General features: G+C 36.5%; 1 protein-coding gene. It reads left to right on the top strand.

The window, feature by feature from the left end:
* Window positions 1-104: 104 nt before the first annotated feature.
* Window positions 105-1,247 (top strand): IS4 family transposase, encoded by a 1,143-nt coding sequence (locus QUA25_RS29255; protein ID WP_333043203.1) that lies wholly within the window; start codon window positions 105-107, stop codon window positions 1,245-1,247.
* Window positions 1,248-1,267 lie beyond the last annotated feature (20 nt).

The following is a 1,267-nucleotide window of genomic DNA, read 5'->3' as shown; positions in this document are numbered from 1 at the left end:
CTGACGGGGTGACAGGTTGCCTGAAAATCATACAGTCCGGCAATCCTAGACAAATCGCCTAGAAAAATATAGGGTAAGAAAGCTTCTTACCCAAAAACACTTAAATGATACCAGAATTATATCATGCTCATTTGTTAGAAAAGCTGACACGTTCTCATTACTTATTGACAATTTTATTGATTCAAGTAGTGCAATCGATTAAAGAAGTCACATTGGAAAGCATAGCAACAAAACTAGCGATGCCCATTAAATTTGAAAGTAGAAGAAAAAAGATTCAGAGATTTTTATCGGAGGATGAATGGACTCTAGATAGTATTTGGTTGCCACTGGTGATTGGTTGGATTAAAGGTAGTGTCAACCAAAATAAGGTTGTATATTTAGCAATAGACCGAACCAAATGGCAATCAAATAATATTTTGATGGTTAGCATGATTTGGCGAAAAAGAGCTATTCCTATTTATTGGAAAGTCCTTGACAAACAAGGGAACAGCACATTGGAAAATCAACAATTCGTATTAACGCCAGTATTCGCCGCCTTATCAAATTATAAATTGCTCGTGTTAGGAGATCGTGAATTTTGTAGTGTTACCCTGGCAAATTGGCTGGGGGAGAAGAAAGTAGATTTCTGTTTACGACTAAAAAAGAATGTTTGTATCAAGACGGAATTGGAGTTATGGACTGAACTAAAAATGCTAGGATTAGAGCCAGGAAATAGCTTTTTCAATCAAGAAGTAACAATCCGAAAAACCGCACCAGTTACAGGGTTTAATTTGGCAGGTAAGTGGCTGGGTAAATATCGAAATATTACTACAGAAGAACCTTGGTATATTCTGACAAGCTTGGCAAATATACAAGCAGCAGTTGATGCTTATGCAAAAAGATTTGGAATTGAAGAAATGTTTAGAGACTTTAAGGGTGGAGGATATAACCTAGAAAGGACTAATCTCACGGGCGAGCGATTGAGTAAATTATTAATTCTGTTATCACTAGCATACTTGAAGAGTATAATCCAAGGGATAGAAATTAAGTCAAAGCAAGTTCAAGAATATCTAAGCAGAAAAACAGAAAGTCACAGAAAATATGCACGTCATAGCACTTTTTATATTGGACTTTGGGGTGAATCATGGGTCGATTTGATGTTTAGTAATTGGCAGGTTGTTATTGAATTAATGTCTTTGTCTCCACATAAACTACCTAATTATCAACAAGGCATAAGAGCTATGAGGCTTATTCTATCAGCGTTATAGACGACTTGTCGCCCCGACAG

It is taken from the genome of Microcoleus sp. Pol17C6, from assembly GCF_036701145.1.
Taxonomy (GTDB): Bacteria; Cyanobacteriota; Cyanobacteriia; order Cyanobacteriales; family Microcoleaceae; genus Microcoleus.
This window is presented reverse-complemented; position numbering and strand designations above follow the sequence as displayed.